This is a genomic window from Dysgonomonas sp. GY75 (assembly GCF_015234155.1).
Classification (GTDB): Bacteria; Bacteroidota; Bacteroidia; order Bacteroidales; family Dysgonomonadaceae; genus Dysgonomonas; species Dysgonomonas gadei.
Genome location: NZ_JADCLQ010000062.1, coordinates 1 through 20,538 on the forward strand (window position 1 = coordinate 1; position 20,538 = coordinate 20,538).

18 protein-coding genes are annotated in these 20,538 nt (G+C 39.6%); 13 read left to right on the forward strand and 5 right to left on the reverse strand.

Annotation, left to right across the window (positions count from 1 at the left end; all coding sequences use genetic code 11):
- Positions 1-729: 729 nt before the first annotated feature.
- The 13 genes from IR083_RS22485 to IR083_RS22545 all read left to right on the forward strand — a co-directional run bounded on the left by IR083_RS22485 (position 730) and on the right by IR083_RS22545 (position 14,604).
- Positions 730-1,761, forward strand: a complete 1,032-nt coding sequence (locus IR083_RS22485) for a DHH family phosphoesterase (RefSeq protein WP_006797510.1) — start codon at positions 730-732, stop codon at positions 1,759-1,761.
- Positions 1,762-1,788: 27 nt separating this feature from the next.
- Positions 1,789-2,400, forward strand: a complete 612-nt coding sequence (locus tag IR083_RS22490) for a DUF4827 family protein (protein ID WP_006797511.1) — start codon at positions 1,789-1,791, stop codon at positions 2,398-2,400.
- An 8-nt stretch (positions 2,401-2,408) separates the two neighbouring features.
- Complete coding sequence (gene glmM, locus IR083_RS22495; protein ID WP_006797512.1) at positions 2,409-3,794, forward strand: phosphoglucosamine mutase; 1,386 nt, start codon at positions 2,409-2,411, stop codon at positions 3,792-3,794.
- A 177-nt stretch (positions 3,795-3,971) separates the two neighbouring features.
- Positions 3,972-4,661, forward strand: a complete 690-nt coding sequence (locus tag IR083_RS22500; protein WP_006797513.1) for a DUF2461 domain-containing protein — start codon at positions 3,972-3,974, stop codon at positions 4,659-4,661.
- A 60-nt stretch (positions 4,662-4,721) separates the two neighbouring features.
- Positions 4,722-5,618, forward strand: coding sequence for a diaminopimelate dehydrogenase (locus tag IR083_RS22505; RefSeq protein WP_194226017.1), 897 nt, complete (start codon positions 4,722-4,724; stop codon positions 5,616-5,618).
- 108 nt (positions 5,619-5,726) lie between these two features.
- A complete protein-coding gene (gene ispE / locus IR083_RS22510) occupies positions 5,727-6,545 on the forward strand; it encodes a 4-(cytidine 5'-diphospho)-2-C-methyl-D-erythritol kinase (protein ID WP_194226018.1) in 819 nt (272 codons plus the stop codon).
- Positions 6,546-6,634: 89 nt separating this feature from the next.
- Complete coding sequence (locus IR083_RS22515; RefSeq protein WP_006797516.1) at positions 6,635-7,615, forward strand: lytic transglycosylase domain-containing protein; 981 nt, start codon at positions 6,635-6,637, stop codon at positions 7,613-7,615.
- 27 nt (positions 7,616-7,642) lie between these two features.
- Positions 7,643-10,477 (forward strand): excinuclease ABC subunit UvrA, encoded by a 2,835-nt coding sequence (gene uvrA / locus IR083_RS22520; RefSeq protein ID WP_006797517.1) that lies wholly within the window; start codon positions 7,643-7,645, stop codon positions 10,475-10,477.
- Between the two features lie 560 nt (positions 10,478-11,037).
- On the forward strand, positions 11,038-12,123 hold the full coding sequence (gene prfA / locus IR083_RS22525; RefSeq protein ID WP_006797518.1) for a peptide chain release factor 1: 1,086 nt from the start codon (positions 11,038-11,040) through the stop codon (positions 12,121-12,123).
- Positions 12,120-12,944, forward strand: coding sequence for an orotidine-5'-phosphate decarboxylase (gene pyrF, locus IR083_RS22530; RefSeq protein ID WP_006797519.1), 825 nt, complete (start codon positions 12,120-12,122; stop codon positions 12,942-12,944). The genes prfA and pyrF overlap by 4 nt, the downstream gene beginning before the upstream one ends.
- A 175-nt stretch (positions 12,945-13,119) precedes the next feature.
- The gene (locus IR083_RS22535; RefSeq protein ID WP_044215372.1) at positions 13,120-13,458 is read left to right on the forward strand and encodes a YegP family protein; all 339 of its coding nucleotides are present in this window, start codon (positions 13,120-13,122) and stop codon (positions 13,456-13,458) included.
- A 140-nt stretch (positions 13,459-13,598) separates the two neighbouring features.
- Positions 13,599-14,069, forward strand: a complete 471-nt coding sequence (locus tag IR083_RS22540; protein ID WP_194226019.1) for a GyrI-like domain-containing protein — start codon at positions 13,599-13,601, stop codon at positions 14,067-14,069.
- A 91-nt stretch (positions 14,070-14,160) separates the two neighbouring features.
- Entirely contained in the window at positions 14,161-14,604 is a 444-nt protein-coding gene (locus IR083_RS22545) for a VOC family protein (RefSeq protein WP_006797522.1), read from the forward strand.
- Between the two features lie 178 nt (positions 14,605-14,782).
- On the opposite strand, the gene IR083_RS22550 is transcribed toward IR083_RS22545, so the two are convergent.
- From IR083_RS22550 to IR083_RS22570, 5 genes are all read right to left on the reverse strand, one after another.
- Positions 14,783-16,201, reverse strand: coding sequence for an ammonium transporter (locus IR083_RS22550; protein WP_194226020.1), 1,419 nt, complete (start codon positions 16,199-16,201; stop codon positions 14,783-14,785).
- A 42-nt stretch (positions 16,202-16,243) separates the two neighbouring features.
- Positions 16,244-16,600 (reverse strand): P-II family nitrogen regulator, encoded by a 357-nt coding sequence (locus IR083_RS22555; protein WP_006797524.1) that lies wholly within the window; start codon positions 16,598-16,600, stop codon positions 16,244-16,246.
- Positions 16,601-16,630: 30 nt separating this feature from the next.
- On the reverse strand, positions 16,631-17,359 hold the full coding sequence (locus IR083_RS22560; protein WP_194226021.1) for a TorF family putative porin: 729 nt from the start codon (positions 17,357-17,359) through the stop codon (positions 16,631-16,633).
- 964 nt (positions 17,360-18,323) lie between these two features.
- Positions 18,324-19,028, reverse strand: a complete 705-nt coding sequence (locus IR083_RS22565; protein ID WP_194226022.1) for an SAM-dependent methyltransferase — start codon at positions 19,026-19,028, stop codon at positions 18,324-18,326.
- A gap of 7 nt (positions 19,029-19,035) precedes the next feature.
- On the reverse strand, positions 19,036-20,535 hold the full coding sequence (locus IR083_RS22570; RefSeq protein WP_194226023.1) for a phospholipid carrier-dependent glycosyltransferase: 1,500 nt from the start codon (positions 20,533-20,535) through the stop codon (positions 19,036-19,038).
- Between the last annotated feature and the right edge of the window lie 3 nt (positions 20,536-20,538).

Below are 20,538 nucleotides of genomic sequence, written 5' to 3' on the forward strand. Positions count from 1 at the left end.
TCTCAATTCTGTCAAAGAACTCGTGAAAGTAGAGAACTCTCGTGTGGTTTTCTTTATGCCTTCGCCATCCACGGTGGCTACTACTACTTTCTTGTGTACGTCTATGCCGCATCCCCTGGATACGACCTGGGTAAATGTAATCTGTTCCATAGTCTTAATCTTTAGTTGGTTATAACCAAAGCTAAGGGCCTTTGCTAACTTTTACATTATCTTTGGCGTCTTTTTTACGTCATGGGGGTTTCATAATTCAATATGTTTGTGTTTGTAGTTTTGTTTACACGTCAAATATACGAAAAAATGATTTTAACTATTTAAAACGAGAGTAAACATATCTTTTTTATTTATACTATTTTAACTCTGTATGGTTGAGAGGTTACAGAAGCAATAAGACTTAATTAATAATGTCGACCAGTAGTTGAGTTTTTAATCTTGAATTTTTCTTCTGCGCGGAATCAAAGATTACTCGAATTACTGTTGCCTAAAGCTGCAAAATGAGTATTCTGACGAAATAAAACGAAGCCGGGTTAGTGTCCGATATGTAAAGTGTTTAAAAATGTCTTATAAAATTAAGATGCTTCATTATCAAACAATCTACAACCAAAATTATCTAAAGAATGTCAAAAACAGAACTTTCCCTATAACGATATGGTTCAAAAAGGTGTGTTTAGTTTGTTTTTTTAGTATTTTTGTGCCTGCATAATGCAGAGTTAGAGGAAAAAGTATAACTGAATGATTTCAAAGATAATAGCCAGTCAGAAAATAACAGAGGTAGAAGAGTTACTCAATAAGTATGATAAAATAGTGATTGTGACACATGTATCGCCTGATGGTGATGCTATTGGCTCATCTTTGGGATTATATCATTATCTGAATGATTTGGGAAACAATGTGAATGTAATTGTTCCAAATTCTTTTCCCGATTTTCTGAAATGGATACCCGGTGCTAAGGACATTCTCGAATATGAGAGATATCCTGAATTTGCACAAAAACTAATTGCTGAGGCTGAGCTTATATTCTGCCTCGACTTTAATGTGCCGAAACGCTCTTATCATTTAGGGCCTTTTATAGAAGCGGCAAAAGGGAAAAAGGTGTTGATAGACCATCATCCCGAACCGACTGATTTTTGTGATGTAATGATCTCGTATCCGGAAATATCATCGACCAGCGAACTCATTTTTCGTCTTATCTGCCGGATGGGTGATTTTGAAGTAATGAGCCACGAAAGCGCTACTGCGATCTATACCGGAATGATGACCGATACGGGTGCATTTACCTATAATTCGAATAGTGCCGAAATCTATTATATTATAGGTGAACTGCTGAAAAAAGGCATAAATAAAGACCAGATATATTCGAATGTATATCATAATTATTCAGAAGACCGTTACCGTATGCTGGGCTTTACCCTGTCCGAAAAGATGAAGATATATCCTGAATATAATTCGGCTTTGATATGGCTGACAAATGAGGAACAGAAAAGATATAAAGTGAAAAAAGGCGACACAGAGGGTTTTGCCAATCTGCCTTTAAATATTAAAGGAATTATTTTCTCTGTTTTTATCCGTGAAGACAATGAAATGATAAAAATTTCGTTTCGTTCTCAGAAGGACTTCCCTAGCAATAAGTTTGCAGCTCAATGTTACAATGGCGGCGGCCATCTTAATGCCTCAGGAGGAGAGTTCTACGGGACAATGGATGAAGCAATCGCTATATTTGAAAAAGCATTGCCGGAATATGCTGATTTACTAAATAAGAAATGAGTAATTACTAAATACGAATAAGAATACATGAGAAAGATTATTGGCGCAATATTTACTTTTATGGGTTTAGCGATTATTTTTTCTGCTTGTGGCGGAGAAACATACGCAGATAAACTGAAAAAAGAAAAAAAGGGTATCGAACGCTTTATAAATGATAATAAGATTACGACCAGAGGAACATATCCTACCGATCATAAATTTGCTGATAACGAGTATTATCTGGATGAGAACACCGGTGTTTATTTCCGGGTGATCGATCCGGGTGATGAAAGCAAACTGCCGGTAAAAGGTAAAACAGATGTGTATCTCAGGTATGAGAATATCCTTAACTTACTAAATGAGAATGATACTATAGCGGCAAATAATTTTCAGGGTACATATATGACTTTCCGTTATGGAAATACATCCACATATATGGGTAGTGGTACCTCTACTACCTATCAACTTCAGATGTATTACTTCTTGTCTCAGGCTTGTGTTTTGCCCTTAGAACAAGGATTAGGAAATGGAGCTGAAGTTAGCTTGATTGTTCCGTTTGCAAACGGGTCTACTTATCAGCAGGCAAATTATATTCCGATGTTTTATGGACGTTTGAGATATCAATTTACATTGGATGAAACCGAAGACACTAAAGAATAAATAGGAAGATGGCCTTAATAAAATCTATATCAGGAATACGGGGAACTATCGGCGGAAGAGTCGGAGATGGTCTCAATCCTCTCGATACGGTGAAATTTGTATCAGCATACGCTTCTTTTATAAGGGAAAACGTAAAGAATGGTTCCAATACTATTGTTGTTGGTCGCGATGCCCGTATTTCGGGTAAGATGATGGAGCAGATAGTTGTAGGTACGCTTATGGGTATGGGATTCGATGTGGTAAATATCGGTTTGGCGACAACTCCTACTACCGAACTGGCTGTAGCTATGGAACATGCCTGTGGTGGAATTATTCTTACCGCGAGTCATAATCCAAAACAATGGAATGCGCTGAAACTGCTCAACGAAAATGGAGAGTTTCTCAATGCTAAGGAAGGCGAAGAGGTTCTTCGTATAGCCGAAAGCGAAGATTTCCATTATGCGCATATCGACCATATTGGCAGTATAAAAGAAAAAGATTATACAGACAAACATATACAGGCTGTTCTTGGTCTTGCTTTGGTCGATGTGGAAGCCATTAAAGCCGCAGATTTTGAAGTCTCTATCGACTGTGTCAATTCTGTTGGTGGTATTGTTATTCCTAAGCTGTTAAAGGCATTGGGAGTAAATAAAATAAACGAACTGTACTGTACTCCTAACGGTGAATTTCCGCACAATCCGGAACCACTACCGGAGCATTTGAAAGATATATCGATAATGATGAGAACTACATCGTCGGATGTCGGTTTCGTTGTCGATCCCGATGTAGACCGTCTGGCAATTATTTGCGAGAATGGTGAAATGTTCGGTGAAGAATATACGCTGGTTGCAGTAGCCGACTATGTATTGAAACATACTCCGGGCAATACCGTGTCCAACCTTAGTTCGAGTCGGGCATTGCGCGATGTGACCCGTAAATATGGTTGTGAATACAATCCTGCGGCAGTAGGGGAAGTGAATGTGACTACCAAGATGAAAGCTACCGATGCCGTAATAGGCGGAGAAGGAAATGGCGGGGTTATTTATCCGGCCAGCCACTACGGACGCGATTCGCTGGTGGGTATCGCTTTGTTCCTGTCGCATCTGGCACATGAAAAAAAGAAAGTAAGTGAGATACGCTCGTCCTATCCGCAGTACTATATAGCAAAACAGAAAGTAGAACTGACTCCCGGACTCGATGTGGATGGTATACTGAAGGCTGTTAAAGAAAAATTCAGTCAATATGATGTAACGGATATAGATGGTGTGAAAATAGATTTTCCTGACAAATGGGTACACCTTCGTAAGTCTAATACCGAGCCTATTATCCGTGTATATTCCGAAGCGCATTCGATGAAAGAGGCAGAGGAAATAGGCGGCGAGATAATGAATGTAATCAGGCAGTTGGCAAAATAAATAAGGCTGATGCTAAAAAAATATAGGATAACAATCTTTTTCTTTATAGATTTGTTATCCTTTTTTTATGACAGGTCGCAGACCTATTTATTATTTTTGCATCTGTAGTAACAATAGCTGGCTACGATCAAGTAATGTCGCATCAAATACTATCTTTTGCTTATTAAGTAAAATAATATGGCTAAAATAGAAACATTTAAAGGTTTTACTCCGGAGACGTTCAGGTTCTTTAATGACCTGAAAGAGAATAATTATAAAGAATGGTTCGATGAACACAAGCATATCTACGAAAAAGAGGTTTTGAATCCGTTGAAAGCATTAGTTGCTACATTATCGCCTGCTATGCACAATATAGATCCATTATTCGAACTGCGGCCGCATCGTTGTCTGTCAAGGATATACCGTGATATTCGTTTTTCTAAAAACAAAGACCCATATAAGGATTTTATGTGGATGGCATTCCAGATACCTGTTACAAATGATGTATGGAAAGATCATCCGGGCTATTTTCTGGATATTTCCGGTGAGGGATATACACTTGGACTGGGCCTTTTTCAACCGAAGAAGAAAGTGATGGATGCATTCAGGGAAGAGATAACCTACGATGCCGAAGAATTTCAGCGAATAACTCAAAAAACGGTCTTAGATAGGGGATATACTATAAACGGGGAAGAATATAAACGCCCGATAGTTAACGACTTGTCCGAATATTTTCAGCCATGGATACAGCGCAAAGGTATATGGGTGAGTAAGCATAGGCCGGTAGGAGAAGAGTTGTTCTCTGCCGATTTTGCTAACCTGATGAAAGAAGACTTTGTGGCCATGGAATGGCTTTATAACTTTATGAAGGAAGCGACTTTGGATTAATCCGCTATTTTTTTAACTTACAACTCATAACCCATAATTCATAACTAAAAATACATTTCAATGAAAAAAATCAGAGCAGCAATTGTCGGATACGGAAATATCGGGCAATATGTATTGGATGCGATACTATCATCACCGGATTTCGAAGTGGCAGGTATTGTACGCCGTGACCCTAATAATGTTCCGGACGAACTGAAAAAATATCCTGTAGTAAAGGCAGTAAAAGAACTGAAAGATGTAGAGGTGGCAATACTTTGTACGCCTACACGCAGTGTCGAAGAATATGCAAAAGAGTGCCTTGCCGCCGGAATCAATACCGTGGACAGCTACGATATACATGGTGGGATCGTTGTTTTGCGCAAATCGCTGGATACAGTAGCCAAAGCTAACAATACAGTGTCTATCATTTCAGCGGGATGGGACCCGGGTACAGATTCTATGGTGCGTTCCATGTTTGAATTTATGGCGCCTAAAGGTATCACATATACAAATTTCGGTCCGGGTATGAGTATGGGACATACGGTTGCAGTGAAAGCCATAAAAGGAGTAAAAGCGGCATTGTCCATGACTATTCCTGTGGGTACGGGGATTCATCGTCGTATGGTTTATATAGAAGTGGAAGATGGACATAATTTTGCTGATGTAGCGGCAGCGATCAAAGCTGACGACTATTTCGCACATGACGAAACGCATGTGATGCAGGTAGAATGTGTAGATAACCTCAAAGATATGGGACATGGCGTAAACATGGTGCGCAAAGGTGTTTCGGGAGATACACAGAATCAGCTTCTGGACTTCAATATGAGGATAAATAATCCGGCTCTCACAGCCCAGGTGCTTGTGGCGTCGGCACGCGCTACCTTGAAACAAAAGCCGGGTGCTTATACAATGATCGAAGTGCCTATAATAGATTATATATATGGCGATAAAGAAGCCTTAATAAAGAAATTGGTGTAAAAATTAATGAAGAATTAAAAATGAAGAATTAAGAATAGGGTATTGCATGTTACAACACTTTCTATTCTTCATTCTTCGTTCTTCATTCTTCGCTCTTCATTCAAAAATATGATTTGTTTCCCCAACGCGAAAATAAATTTAGGCCTGAATATTGTATCTAAGCGGGCAGATGGATATCATAATCTGGAAACCATCTTTTACCCCATTGAGGTTAAAGATGCTCTGGAGATAATAATCCGTGAAGAGCAGTCTTCCGACACCTTTATTGAAGCCGGAATAAGAGTGGATTCTATTGCCGAAGACAATTTGGTAATGAAGGCCTTGAGGCTGATGCGGACTAAGTATAAATTTCCTCCGATTGAGGTACATCTTTTAAAAAAGATTCCCTTTGGAGCAGGACTTGGAGGGGGGTCGGCAGACGCATCTTTTATGTTGAAACTTATAAACAGCACTTTTGGGCTGAAAGTTTCCGACGAGGAACTGGCCGCGTTAGCTGTCCAACTGGGTGCCGACTGTCCTTTTTTTATCTACAACCGGCCCGTATTTGCTAGTGGAATAGGAGAAGTATTTGAAAATATCAATTTATCTCTCAAAGGATACTTTATAGTACTGATTAAACCGGATATCCATGTACCTACTAAAGATGCCTTTGCCGAAATAAAGCCGAAACAGCCTTATATATCATTGAAGGAAATCATAAAACAACCTGTTTCCGGCTGGAAAGGGTTAATGGTGAATGATTTTGAAAAAAGTGTCTTTACCAAATATCCTCTAATTGATGGTCTGAAAGAGGATTTATATAAGAAAGGAGCACTGTATGCATCCATGACAGGCTCGGGCTCTTCTGTTTTTGGAATTTTTAAGGAAGAACAGTCTGATATTCAAAACTCTTATCAGGACTGCTTTGTATGGCAGGGACCTGCATAATAGGGCTGTATACGTAATTTCATTTCTGAAAATAAAATCGTACCTTTGATAGTTATTATCTATTCAAAAAACAGATTTAATTTTCTCTGATGAAAAAATATATAATATATTCTCTTTCTGTCCTCATATTATGCTTTCTGGCATTTTTTTTACTTTCCAATAACAGCGGCGAAGAAGTACAATCGAAAGTACCCTATGTGCTGTCGATGACTAAGTCGGTAGAAGTTCCCCATAAGGTAGAGTTTGCCGGAGAAGAGCTCGTGCTGGACAGGTATGATCTGCATGAGCGTTATGACCGTGAGATAAACGGGTTTACTTATCTACATTCTACAACTTTACTCCTGATAAAGAAAGCTAATCGCTATTTTCCTATTATAGAACCTATATTGAAGGAAAATGGTATTCCTGAAGATTTTAAATATCTCGCCGTAATAGAAAGTAGCCTCGATCACCGTGCGGTTTCGTCGGCCGGAGCGGCCGGATTGTGGCAATTTATGCCTAAAACTGCACCTAGCTACGGATTGGAAGTATCCTCGGAAGTGGACGAACGATATTCGATAGAAAAATCGACAGAAGCTGCATGCCGTTACTTCAAAGAGGCTTATGCCAAATATGGAAGTTGGGCGAGCGTCGCTTTATCCTATAATGCAGGACAAGGGAGGATAAGTACCGAACTGGATAAGCAGCAGGCCGAAGATAGTCTCGATCTATGGCTGGTAAACGAGACTACCCGCTATTATTACCGTATGCTGGCAATTAAGCAAATATTCGAAGATCCGTCCAAATACGGGTTTGTCCTTACCGAAAACGATTTATACAAACCTATCGAGTTTACAAAAGTAGAAGTAACACAGTCTATCTCCGATTTGGCAGGTTTTGCCAAAGAAAAAGGGCTTACTTATGCTCAGTTGAAAGATTTCAATTCATGGCTCAGGGATAGAAAACTAACTATTACTTCCAAAAGCCGTAGTTCATATACAATCCTTTTACCTACGCAGGAATCGCTCTATTATAAAAAGGGTGAGAAAATAAAAGTACACGATAAGGCCTGGATTTACAGAGACAGATAAGTGTTTAGTAAAGAACATTTTTATTTAATGGAAACAAATACACAGGAAACAAAAGAAACGATAAGCGTGTATGGAGCACGCGTTCACAATCTCAAAAATATAGACGTAGAAATACCCCGCGATTCACTTGTAGTCATTACAGGCCTTAGCGGTAGCGGAAAATCATCATTGGCATTCGATACTATCTTTGCCGAAGGACAAAGACGATATATTGAAACATTTTCGGCATATGCCCGCAATTTTCTGGGAGGTATGGAGCGTCCTGATGTGGATAAGATAACGGGGCTTAGTCCGGTTATCTCTATCGAACAAAAAACAACTAACCGGAATCCCCGTTCTACGGTAGGTACAACCACTGAAATATATGACTTCCTTCGCTTGCTGTATGCACGTGCAGGAGATGCCTATTCTTACCTTACAGGGGAGAAAATGGTAAAATATACAGAAGAGCAGATTCTGGAACTCATTATGGAGCGTTATATCGGGAAAAGGATATACTTGCTTGCCCCTGTAGTCCGGAACCGTAAAGGACATTATAAAGAGCTGTTCGAGCAAATCAGTAAGAAAGGCTACCTTACAGTGCGTGTCGATGGTGTGATACGGGAAATACTTCCCGGCATGCGTGTCGACAGGTATAAAATGCACAGTATCGAAGTCCTGATAGATAAGTTGCAGGTATCCAATAAATTTGCAGATAATCTGAAAGCCAGTTTGCGCACGGCGATGAAACAGGGAGACGGACTTATAATGATTCAGGATGTAGAAACCGGGGACGTACGCCATTTCAGCCGTCAGCTGATGTGTCCTACCACAGGTCTGTCTTATAGCGAGCCTGCTCCACATACATTTTCATTCAATTCACCGCACGGAGCATGTCCCCGTTGTAAAGGATTGGGGGTAGTCAACCAGATAGATATGGGTAAAATCGTACCCAAACCCCAACTTAGTATTTATGCCGGTGGTATAGCCCCGCTTGGAAAATATAAAAATTCACTGTTCTTCTGGCAAATAGAAGCCATCTGCGAAAAGCATGGTGTCTCTATCAAAACCCCGATAAAGGATATACCACAAGAAGCAATGGATGATATCATGTTCGGCACCGACGAGCGTTTACAGATTAAAAACGAATCGTTGGGAACATCGAATTATGTAGTGGCATTTGAAGGTGTAGCTAAATATATCGAGATGCAACAGGATAGTGATTCTTCGGCATCGGCTCAGAAATGGGCAGAGCAGTTTATTAAAACTGATGTTTGTCCAGATTGCAATGGTCAGCGCCTGAATAAAGAAGCTCTTCATTACAAGATAAATGAAAAGAATATTGCAGAACTGGCGGAAATGGATATTCAACGCTTGTATGAATGGATACAAGATATGGATGTACATATCTCGGAACGCCAGCAGCTGATAGCCCAGGAAATAAAGAAAGAAATTGCATCCCGTCTTTCGTTTCTACTCGATGTGGGTTTGAATTATTTGTCATTGAACAGAGCCTCGGTAACTCTCTCGGGTGGGGAAAGTCAGCGAATCAGGCTTGCCACTCAGATAGGATCCCAATTGGTAAACGTTCTATATATATTGGACGAGCCTAGTATTGGTTTGCATCAACGGGATAACAACAGACTCATAGATTCGTTGAAGAAATTACGTGATTCGGGCAATTCGGTCATTGTAGTAGAGCACGATAAAGATATTATGCTGGATGCCGATTATGTAGTCGATTTAGGACCATATGCCGGACGTCGCGGAGGTAAGGTCGTGTTTGCGGGAACTCCGAAAGAAATGCTTAGTGCAAGTACAATGACAGCTGATTACCTGAACGGTAAGCTCAAAATAGAGATTCCGAAGAAAAGGCGAAAAGGTAACGGTAAGAAAATAACGATAAAAGGTGCGACAGGACATAATCTGAAAGATGTATCAGTCACATTCCCGCTCAATACATTCATTTGTGTGACAGGAGTATCGGGTAGTGGCAAATCTAGTCTTATAAACGGAACGCTGCAACCGATATTGAGCCAGCACCTATACAAGTCATTGGCCGATCCGCTACCATATAAGACATTAGACGGAATTGACAATGTGGATAAAGTTATCAGTGTAGACCAATCGCCTATCGGCCGTACACCGCGTTCCAATCCTGCGACCTATACGGGTGTGTTTTCCGATATCCGTAACCTTTTTGTCGGGCTCCCCGAGTCGAAAATCAGAGGCTATAAACCCGGACGATTTTCATTTAATGTAAAAGGCGGGCGGTGTGAAGTATGCGGAGGAAACGGTTATAAGACTATCGGTATGAATTTCCTTCCTGATGTTTATGTGCAATGTGAAGAATGTCATGGAAAACGCTACAACAGAGAAACGTTGGAAGTCCGCTTTAAAGGTAAGTCTATTGCTGATGTGCTGGATATGACAATCAATATGGCTGTTGAGTTTTTCGAAAATGTACCTGTTATATTGCATAAAGTGAAAATGTTGCAGGAAGTAGGTCTGGGATATCTCAAACTTGGTCAGCCCTCCACTACATTGTCGGGAGGAGAATCGCAGCGTATAAAACTTGCATCCGAACTGGCCAGAATAGACACAGGAAATACTATATATATATTAGATGAACCTACAACAGGTCTTCATTTCGAAGATATCAGAGTATTACTGGGTGTACTAAACAAACTGGTAGACAGAGGCAATACAATCATCGTGATCGAACATAATCAGGATATTATAAAAAGTGCCGATTATATTATAGATATGGGGCCTGATGGGGGAATCGGAGGAGGAACAGTTGTTGCTGTCGGAAAACCGGAAGAGGTCATCAAAGAGAAAAATAGCTTTACCGCTGAATATCTAAGAGATGAGTTAAGTTAATTTACGAGAAAAGATAATTTTTTCAAAAAAATAGATATTATCTATTGCCAATGTGTAAAATTTACTATCTTTGTCGAGTGATAATAGAGAAACGGCAACTATAACATTTGAAGGTAGAAATGTAAAGAAAAATGAGGGCTTCCTCATGTCAATAGATAATTTCACTTACTACTTTGAACGGGAGAATGTCATATCCAACCTATAGTTTCCAATATCTGTTTTTGTCAGAAAAGAAATAAAATAAGAAGAATTGATAGCATGTTACTATGTGGGTACACGTTATCTTTATCTTAGAAAATATAATCGAACACAGAGTTGGTTCCTGAAATTACGAATGAACCAAATATCAGGCTGCAATCAGCTCTATTGTGTAGTTTTGTAAAGTTTGTGTTAAGGTTGGGAAGTCTGCGAAGGTGATTTCGCGGACTTTCTGTTTTTTATATATTCATTATCATTTAATTATTATTGAGTTGTTGAAAATACTTATATTATATAATTTCATAACTTACAACTTATTTTTACCTTTGTCCCCGAATTTAAAGGAAAAGGAATAAATTACTATGAGTCAGCTATCTTTATTGGAAAAACTTGATACTTTGGTTATGCGCTTCGAAGAAATAGGCAAGCTAATAACCGATCCCTCAGTTATTGCTGATATGAAGCGATATGTCAAGTTGAATAAAGAATATCGTGATCTGGAGAAAATCAGCATAGCCCGTAACGAGTATAAACAGTTGCTGACTAATGTGGAAGAAGCTAAGAATATTCTCGACTCGGAGAATGATGCTGAGCTGCGGGAGATGGCCAGAGAAGAACTTGATACAGCTAATGTACGTTTACCGGAACTTGAGGAGGAAATAAAACTCCTGTTAGTCCCTGCCGATCCCGAAGATAGTAAGAATGCGATTGTAGAAATACGTGGAGGTACAGGTGGAGACGAAGCTGCTATTTTTGCAGGTGATCTTTACCGTATGTATATCAAATATTGTGAACTCAAAGGGTGGAGAACAGAGATAACCAGCCTAACAGAAGGTACTTCGGGCGGATATAAAGAAGTAATATTCACCGTTACAGGTGAAGGTGTTTACGGAATATTGAAATACGAATCGGGTGTACATCGAGTACAGCGTGTACCCGCTACTGAGACACAAGGGCGAGTGCATACATCAGCTGCTACCGTTGCCGTATTACCCGAGGCAGAGGAAGTAGATGTGGAAATAAATCCGGCCGATATAGAGATGCAAACAGCCAGATCGAGCGGGGCAGGAGGTCAGAATGTAAATAAAGTGGAAACAAAAGTACAATTGACACATAAGCCTTCAGGATTGGTTGTTGTCTGTCAGCAAGCTCGTTCCCAGTTGGCAAACAGGGAATTGGCAATGCAGATGTTGAGGACAAAACTGTATGATATAGAATTGTCCAAGTATCAGGCCGAAATAGCATCGAAGCGCAAGACGATGGTGTCTACGGGTGACCGGTCTGCTAAGATCCGAACATATAACTATCCGCAGGGAAGAGTGACTGATCACCGCATCAACCTCACACTCTATAACTTGTCAGGTGTTATGGATGGCGAGATACAACCGATAATAGACCAGTTGATTATAGCAGAGAATACAGAAAGATTAAAAGAGAGTGAACTATGACGAAGCAAGAATTATTTGAAAATATTAAAAAGAAAAAATCCTTCCTGTGTGTAGGACTGGATACGGACATAAAAAAGATACCTTCTCATCTTTTGGAAGAGGAAGATCCTATATATGCTTTTAACAAGGCCATTATAGATGCCACAGCCAAATATTGTGTGGCCTATAAGCCCAATACTGCTTTTTATGAAAGCCATGGAGTGAAAGGTATTATTGCTCTGGAGAAGACGATAGAATACATACGGATCAAGTATCCGGATCAGTTTATCATACTCGATGCCAAGCGGGGGGATATAGGCAATACGTCTGAAATGTATGCCGTATCGGCATTCGAACACCTGAAAGCAAGTGCCGTGACTGTGGCTCCTTATATGGGAGAAGACAGTGTGAAGCCGTTTGTGAAGTATCCGAAGAAATGGGTTATTCTTTTGGCTCTAACCTCTAATAAGGGTTCTGCTGACTTCCAGTTAACAGAAGATAAAGCAGGAGAACGCTTATTTGAGAAAGTTTTGAAGAAATCTCAAGAGTGGGCTACCGATGAGCAACTGATGTATGTGGTCGGGGCTACGCAAGGTGAAATGTTTGCCGATATCCGGAAGATTGTGCCTGATCATTTTCTGTTAGTACCCGGAGTAGGAGCTCAGGGAGGCAGTCTGGCCGAAGTAGTAAAATACGGTATGAATTCGCAATGCGGACTACTGGTTAATTCATCGCGTGCGATTATATATGCAGATAATACACGTGAATTTGCTTTTGCTGCAACGGCAGAGGCTAAGAAGGTACAAGCGGAGATGGCCGGTTATCTGGAACAGATCATTTGATAACGTTTATCTAAAAATATGAAGCCTCGTAAAATGAATTTTACGAGGCTCATTTTGTTTTAGTGCATGTTTTCCTGCAAGGTGTAAGATAAATATATGTGTAAAAAATATGAAAACTGAACTTTTTGTTGTAAACTTGCGTTATCCTAAATATAAACTTTTAAAACAAAACAAAATGGGAAAATTTGAAATCAAGAAGAGAAAAAGCGGTGAATACCAGTTTGATCTTAAAGCTAGTAACGGACAAGTGATACTTACAAGCGAAGGCTATACAACTAAGGAAAACTGTAAAAACGGAATTGAATCTGTAAAGAAAAACAGTCAGGTAGATGCCCGCTTTGATAAGTTGGAGGCAAAGAACGGTAAGCCATATTTTAATCTGAAAGCAACAAACGGACAGATTATCGGTACAAGTGAAATGTATGAAACTGTTGCCAGCCGCGATAATGGTATTGCCTCAGTTAAGAAAAACGCTCCTGATGCAGAGGTGGTAGACCTGACGGTGGAAAAATAAAGGCTAGACATTTATTATATGTGAACGGAGATTCGGTAAGGAGTCTTCGTTTTTTATTTTTATTTCCTATCTTTAAAAAACGGTGAAACTTTTATCACTAAGGAGAGATTAAGTAATTTAATTATAAAGGAGGAACTTTTATGCCAAGAATGTCGAATGTAGAGTTGTTGAGGCAAAGAGAGCAGCCCATTTTGTGTATTAAAGTAAAGACGAATCTCGGAGAACTGCCATCTATCATAGGCCGGAGCTTTGCCCGGATGGCAGCTTATCTGAAAGAATTAGGGGAACAGATGACAGATGTCCCTTTTGTAGCTTTTCCTGATTATGAGAATATGGATGAGGATAATATGCTTATACAAGTCGGCTTTCCCGTATCAAAGAAGCTTCCGGAAAAAGAAGATATTAAACCGGACGTGATACCCGAAGGTAAAATCGCTTTTTGCATGTACAGAGGTTCATATGCCGAGTTGATGCCTGTATACGAAGATATGATAAAATGGATTAAGGAAAATGGATTTGAGTCAGCAGGAATTTCGTATGAGTATTATTATAACGGGATAGAATATCCTGAAAGTGAATATCTGACAAAAATAGTAATTGCATTGAAGTAAAGATTAAAGACCTGAATGTCGCTTTTTTACACAAAAAAAGCAGTAGCTTCTGACTATTTTTGCATATACTACTAACAATAAAATGAAAACTATGAAACTAAATGGTATCAGACTATTAGTAAAAGATTTTGACGAGTGTTTCAGATTTTATTCCGAAAAGCTGGGGCTGGAGGTGACCTGGGGTGAAATTGGCGGACAGTATGCCAGCTTTAAAGTAAGCGATAGTGAAGGCCTCTCCATTTTTCCTTCCGATCTGATGGCTCCGGCTGTAGGTAATACAGACCTATCGTTACCGGAAAATTGCAGGGAGAAGATTGCTATAATTCTTGAAGTAGATGATGTGGATAAAACTTACAAAGAACTTTCGTCGCGTGGTGTGAAGTTTATTAACGAGCCGACCGATATGACAGGTTGGGGTTGTCGTACGGTACACTTGAGAGATACAGAGGGTAATTTGATAGAATTATATGCAAGCCTGCCTTTAGATAAATGGGATCAGGATTTGTTGGAGGATATGAAGAAGTTTGAAAATTAATTTCAGTCTGCAGAATATAAGTAAAAGAAAGTATTTAATGATATACTATTAGTTTATAACAGTCTTTGTAAAGCAATAAAAAGGTCTGAGACCTTAAAATGAAAAGCGGGAATAGATAAGAACCTATATCCCGCTTTTCTCGTCGTGTTTTTATAGTATAATGTAATCTCGATTATTTTTATTCGTTTTCACTGTAAGCGAATTCTCCATGTTGGGAGATATCCAGCCCCACAGCTTCTTCTTCTTTAGATACTCTAAGCCCGATTGTTTTATTAACGATGAAGAATAGGATGAATGTAAGTACTGCACTGTAAACAACTGATGCTCCGGTAGCTATTACCTGTATCCAAAGCTGGTTCCAGTCGCCATATAAAGCACCCTGCACACCTTCTGCCCCGGTAATTGCTTGTGTGGCAAATACACCTGTAAGAATTGATCCGACAATACCACCTACACCATGTACACCGAACGCATCCAGAGAGTCGTCATATTTCAGTTTTGGTTTCACATAAGCAACCATGAAGAAGCATACAAGTGCAGAGATGCCGCCTATGGCGAATGCTCCTAATACATCAGCTGTTCCTGCTGCCGGAGTTATTGCTACAAGTCCGGCTACTGCTCCCGTACAGAAGCCCACTATAGTAGGTTTTTTGTACAAGAACCATTCCAGTGACATCCATACTACTGCGGCCACACAGGTTGCCAGATGAGTTACAAGGAACGCATTTGCGGCAAGCCCGTCAGCAGCAAGTCCGCTACCGGCATTGAACCCAAACCATCCTAACCATAGTAATGCTGTACCGATGAACACAAATGGTATATTGTGAGGGGTAAATGGATGACCTATTGTTCTGTATCCTTTGCGACGTCCCAGCATGAGAGCCATTACCAAGGCTGAGATACCGGCATTGATGTGTACGACAGTACCTCCGGCAAAGTCAATGGCACCCATTTCCTGAAGCCATCCGCCTCCCCACACCCAGTGCGCCATAGGGTTGTAAACTATAATGGACCAAAGAATGATGAACACAACATATCCCGAAAATTTGATCCTTTCGGCGAATGCACCAATAATAAGGGCAGGGGTAATAACTGCAAACATACATTGAAATAATGCAAACAGTATTTCAGGAATATTTCCGGCCGTAAGGGTATCGAGCGTGAGACTGCACAGGAATACTTTGTCCCATCCTCCGATTATTGCCCCTAAGGCGCTATCAGACTCCATAAAACTTGTACCGAATACCCAACTGTATCCGAATGCTATCCATAATATACTGATAACGCCTGTTATAAAGAGACATTGCATAATAATACTTAGAACATTCTTCTGACGTACCAGACCTCCATAAAACAAGGCTAGTCCGGGTACAGTCATCATCAATACCAGTATGGTTGCAACTATCATCCATGCTGTATTTCCAGAGTCCAGTGTTGCAGGGGCTTCTGCTGCGGCTACTCCCTCTACAACGGTAGTAGCAACCACCTGTAAAGAATCTGTACTTGTAGCCAATGAATCTTGTGCTATTACGGCTGTGGGGAGAGTCAGCGAAGCGAACAGCAATATAGTTATATACTTAAATAATCTTCGTTTCATATTTTCTTGTTTTTACCTTAACCTAATTTTATAACCAAATCCTTATTTATCTTCATCTTTGTCATACAACGACTCGTCGCCGTGGTCTCCAGTGCGTATGCGTATCGACTGCTCGATACTGGAAACGAAGATGCGTCCATCACCGCTTTCTCCCGTATATGCCGATTTTAGTATAGCGTCTATTGACTTTTCTACATTTATATTTCTTACCACGAATGAAATATATATGCGGTCTATAGCGTTCACATCATATGCTATTCCCCTGAATATTAATCCTTGACGGGCGCTGCCCTGTCCCTTTACGTCCCACCACGACAAGAAGTCTATATCAGCTTCGTGCAACGCAGCGCGTACTTCATTAAATTTTGATTTGCGGATAATCGCTTCGATTTTTTTCATTTTAAATAGTAATTATAGAGTGATTTTTACTTACCTGATGGATATTCCAAATACGAAATGAATGTCTTCTACAGCCGGATTAGCTATTATATTGGCAAATACGGGTAAGGAGAATGAATCGTTGATCTTGATGCTTTTGGATGCGCTTAATGCTATGGATGTAAATTTAAATCCGGAAGTCGGATATACTGAACTTTCCCAAGGAGTAAACCCTGCCGAAATGCCCATATCTATACCTTTTACCGAAAACGGGTAAGCTAATTCGATATAGGTGGAATAGGAATTGTCTCCATTTTCTTTTTTATTCCCTTTTCCCAGTAAAAATGTATTCCAGGTAAGGCTTAACGGAAATGCTTCGGGTAGAGTATATCCCAATGTAGCTTCCAGGTAATGTCCGGTGAAACCGTCGTTAGGGCTGCTGAAATAACGGTTGGCACCTTCTCCGTCCCACCAGTAGTCGGTAACGGCTACTTTAAATCCGCTTTTCTCATAAGCAGCAGTGAAGTCAACTTCTTTTTTACCTACACTGGCCAGGTCTGTAGAGCCCCATGCACTTAGGCTGAATCCGGCTAAACTGGCACTGATTCCGGGTTGTACACTTGCACCAGCCTGTTTAAATCCTCGCCATACATAGGAACTGACCAGATCTGCGCCAAGATCAACTTCAATTTCCGACTGGGCTTTGATCTGAACCGTCGATAATAAACCGAATAGAATGATGACCAAACAAACTTTTTTCCTTAAAGCTAAAATCTTCATAATCAAAAATATTTAAAGATGTTAAAAATGTACTTTAATTCTCTTTTTGATTAGAAAAATGGTATTGGAGTATTCTTTTTGATATTTATATTGGCAAAAGTATGTCAAAATATTTTAATTGGCAAATTTGAAAGGATAAATTTTTGCAAAAAGATTTATTGATACTTTTTATTGTGTTATAATGCTTTTATATAAAGATTGTTTGATGATTTTTTATTGTTATTGATATCTTTTTGGATTAAAAAGATATTTGTATAATTATGAAGTATTTTATCTATATAACGCAATCTCTATATTGTCTCATTTTGTTTTTGATAAAAAGCGGAAGGTATAGAAATTGAACAGGTATGAAAAGTTACATCGTCTGGAAAGTATCTAAAGAGTGTTACTTTTCTAAAAGGTGACAGATTCCTTTGCCCGTCGCGTGGTTACAGGCTAAGGCCGACACGAAATTTAGTCTTTTTTGAAAAAGTTTATCTATGTATGTAGCTGATAGCCTTTAGTTCTTTGAAATTTTGATCACCCCCACCCGAAGTGGGAAAAAGAAAGAATGAAAAGTGGAAAATAAAAAGCAGCAAAAAGTGTAACCTTTGTTACTTTTTAACAAGTCGTAAGTTTTAAGAACAGTATTTCTGTTTGCCGTAGAGTCTCTTGTGCGATAGCTTGTGGTAACGGCTAATAGCTATCAGCTAAAAGCTGAAATATCTGTTACCTTTGTTACCTTTTAATTTTTAACCACGGAGTAGAAGGAGTAGCACGGAGTTTTTAGAAGAAAAAGTGACAATAAAAAATTGTGTAAAAGTGTCAGGTTTGTCAGGTTTTGTGCATAAGATATTGGTTAACAGCTATCAGCTAATAGCTAAAAATGTGTTACTTTTGTTACCTTTTGAAAAAAGATACGAGTAGACAAGGTACGGGATACAAGTTGCTAACAGATAACTGATATACCTGTTACTTTTTTTAATTACTTATACAGAAGAAAGATACAAAGTTGTTTGCCCATGTCCGGCAATTTCTTGGCCCATTGCTTTACAGGTAATGTCTTTATATACTCGTTTTCACAGGTAATATTCATTGCTATACAAAGCTTTGTTGAAGGCGTACAATGTTTGATGATGTCCTCCGCCAGCTTTTGGTTCCGGTAGGGTGTCTCTATGAATATCTGGGTCTGATGATCGTGTTGGATAAAGTGTTCAAGTTGTTTAAGTTTCTTGATACGTTCCGCGCTGTCGACGGGCAGATATCCCTGAAAGGCAAAGCCTTGACCGTTGAATCCCGAAGCCATCAGTGACAAAAGGATAGATGATGGACCAACCAACGGCACCACTTTATAACCTTTTCGCTGGGCGATAGCAACAATATCACTCCCCGGGTCGGCTACGGCAGGGCAACCGGCTTCGGATATAATGCCGATATGAAAACCATTGGTTATCGGTTGCAGGTAATTATCGATGTGCTCGGGCTTGGTATGCTTGTTCAATTCATAGAAAGTGAGATCGTCTATATTAATATTGTTATCCACTTTCTTTAAGAAGCGGCGTGCTGAACGTATATTCTCGACAATGAAATATTTTATTTGTAGTATTACTTCTTTGTTGTGTGGTGGTAATACTTGTTCTATGCTGGTTTCTCCTAATGTGACGGGAATGAGATATAATGATGGTTGCATATGCTTCTTATTGTTTTAACTTATAGAGGTAATACCTGCCACCTTCGTTACCTATGACAGATACTACTTCGTAGTTCTCGCGCAGGGCAGGAAGTTGGCTGAAATATGAAAAATTGAGAGCGATCTCGGCAAGTATGATAAATTGGACTTTCCGTTGTTCTATATATTTTGTTTGTTCGTCCCGCATCACAGGATACATATCGTATTCGAGATTGGGGGATATGAAATACTTTACGTTTGGGATAACATCGGCTTGTGTAAAGACTGAGTTGCCAAGATCAAGCCCCAGGTTCATCAAAGTCGGATTCTTCTCCTGTTCTACTATTTGAGAAAACTTGGATATATCAAAGCTGTTTTCTTTTTTACCGGAAAGCTCGCTGAAATCCATGCCGAAGAATTTACGCTGCTGAATACCCATATACAGGGCTAGGATAATGAAAAGGGCGTAATACTTCCACGATGGAGAAGGAACTTTTATATAGCGGCAAATAACAATACATCCCAACAGTATGAAGGTGTACAGGGGAACAGAGTAATAGTCGATATAATAGGACGAAATAAAGATGGCTGTATATGTGGCAGCGAAAGATAATATGATAGCCACCTTACCTAAACGGTTTTCAATGTATTTCAATGGAAACCAGATAGCTCCGATGAGAATAATAATAAACTCGAAGTTGCCATAGCGTATCTGTTGATAAAGATAAGAAAACAGCCTTTCTAATATTTCGCCAATGCTTCCCGGCTTCGAGTAGCTTTTATTCAGTACGATATAGGTATCCCAGGCATCTTGCAAAGCGTTGTTGAAGATGAAGTAAAGAAGGATAGGTAAGGCGATAATGGATAATCCGAGTAAAAATGCTATGGCGTTTTCCAGCAGGTTGCGATATTTCTTTTGCTGTATTATGTTGATGAATATAAACAGTAGAGGGAAAACCCAGAATGCAATCAGGTTGATCTTGATAAAGAGGGTCATCGCGCACAACAGGCCGTGTATAAGCATATGTGCTGGTTTATGCGCTGCTGCTGATCTATCTTTGAAGTATAGGATAAAGAGATAAAGGCTTATAACCTCAAATACGGTAATAAATTCATCGGCCGAACCTCCGTTCAATGTATGCGAGAGCATCAGAGCGGGGAGAAGCATAGCAGCAAAAAGGGCATATATTTTATCCAGATACAGTTTTGCTGTAAGATATGCTGCGGATACCATTAATATCCACAATAGGCACTGGATGAAGTACATTCCCAGAAAAGAGGTATTTGAGAGCAAATATCCGATTCCGTAGATAAAGAAGATGAGCGGGCCTTTGTGGTCGAACACATCCACATAAGGCACTTGCCCGTGAAATATGGCTTTTCCTATATTGAAGTACAGGTTTACATCTGCCCATTCGTTGATAGGATAAAGAGGGGACATCTTTGAACAGAAGAACAGGAGGATGATGACATACAGAATCAGTATGACGAAGTTCCTCTTATCTTCTTGTATTTGTTTCTTTATCATTTG

Bases quoted from the DNA above. Each gene is read 5' to 3' on its own strand.
- IR083_RS22485 (WP_006797510.1), top strand. From the start codon at position 730: ATGATTTCAAAGATAATAGCCAGTCAGAAAATAACAGAGGTAGAAGAG.
- IR083_RS22490 (WP_006797511.1), top strand. From the start codon at position 1,789: ATGAGAAAGATTATTGGCGCAATATTTACTTTTATGGGTTTAGCGATT.
- glmM (WP_006797512.1), top strand. From the start codon at position 2,409: ATGGCCTTAATAAAATCTATATCAGGAATACGGGGAACTATCGGCGGA.
- IR083_RS22500 (WP_006797513.1), top strand. From the start codon at position 3,972: ATGGCTAAAATAGAAACATTTAAAGGTTTTACTCCGGAGACGTTCAGG.
- IR083_RS22505 (WP_194226017.1), top strand. From the start codon at position 4,722: ATGAAAAAAATCAGAGCAGCAATTGTCGGATACGGAAATATCGGGCAA.
- ispE (WP_194226018.1), top strand. From the start codon at position 5,727: ATGATTTGTTTCCCCAACGCGAAAATAAATTTAGGCCTGAATATTGTA.
- IR083_RS22515 (WP_006797516.1), top strand. From the start codon at position 6,635: ATGAAAAAATATATAATATATTCTCTTTCTGTCCTCATATTATGCTTT.
- uvrA (WP_006797517.1), top strand. From the start codon at position 7,643: ATGGAAACAAATACACAGGAAACAAAAGAAACGATAAGCGTGTATGGA.
- prfA (WP_006797518.1), top strand. From the start codon at position 11,038: ATGAGTCAGCTATCTTTATTGGAAAAACTTGATACTTTGGTTATGCGC.
- pyrF (WP_006797519.1), top strand. From the start codon at position 12,120: ATGACGAAGCAAGAATTATTTGAAAATATTAAAAAGAAAAAATCCTTC.
- IR083_RS22535 (WP_044215372.1), top strand. From the start codon at position 13,120: ATGGGAAAATTTGAAATCAAGAAGAGAAAAAGCGGTGAATACCAGTTT.
- IR083_RS22540 (WP_194226019.1), top strand. From the start codon at position 13,599: ATGCCAAGAATGTCGAATGTAGAGTTGTTGAGGCAAAGAGAGCAGCCC.
- IR083_RS22545 (WP_006797522.1), top strand. From the start codon at position 14,161: ATGAAACTAAATGGTATCAGACTATTAGTAAAAGATTTTGACGAGTGT.
- IR083_RS22550 (WP_194226020.1), bottom strand. From the start codon at position 16,201: ATGAAACGAAGATTATTTAAGTATATAACTATATTGCTGTTCGCTTCG.
- IR083_RS22555 (WP_006797524.1), bottom strand. From the start codon at position 16,600: ATGAAAAAAATCGAAGCGATTATCCGCAAATCAAAATTTAATGAAGTA.
- IR083_RS22560 (WP_194226021.1), bottom strand. From the start codon at position 17,359: ATGAAGATTTTAGCTTTAAGGAAAAAAGTTTGTTTGGTCATCATTCTA.
- IR083_RS22565 (WP_194226022.1), bottom strand. From the start codon at position 19,028: ATGCAACCATCATTATATCTCATTCCCGTCACATTAGGAGAAACCAGC.
- IR083_RS22570 (WP_194226023.1), bottom strand. From the start codon at position 20,535: ATGATAAAGAAACAAATACAAGAAGATAAGAGGAACTTCGTCATACTG.